This is a genomic window from Caldalkalibacillus salinus (assembly GCF_016745835.1).
In the GTDB taxonomy this organism is placed as follows: Bacteria; Bacillota; Bacilli; order Caldalkalibacillales; family JCM-10596; genus Caldalkalibacillus_A; species Caldalkalibacillus_A salinus.
In genome coordinates this window covers 1-221 of the sequence record NZ_JAERVL010000011.1, presented here as the reverse complement: position 1 = coordinate 221, position 221 = coordinate 1, and the positions used below count along the sequence as shown (strand labels likewise).

The following is a 221-nucleotide window of genomic DNA, read 5'->3' as shown; positions in this document are numbered from 1 at the left end:
GGCCAAAACTACGTAGGCGGCCTCGTTGGTTATATCAGAAACGGTGCCGAGATTAAGAGTAGTGGTGCTGTAGGAGAAGTGGAAGGCGTCGGGCACAGCGGCGGTCTCGTAGGTAGAATTTACAAATCCAATATAAGAGATAGTTATGCTGTAGTAGATGTGCATGCGACAGGTAATCATATTGGAGGAGCTGTAGGGTCTAGCTCTAACGGGACAATAGA

1 protein-coding gene is annotated in these 221 nt (G+C 48.0%); it reads left to right on the top strand.

The genetic code is table 11. The features are described from left to right. Nucleotides 1–221, top strand: a 221-nt coding sequence (locus JKM87_RS08080) for a GLUG motif-containing protein (RefSeq protein WP_272899190.1), incomplete at both ends; no start/stop codon positions are given.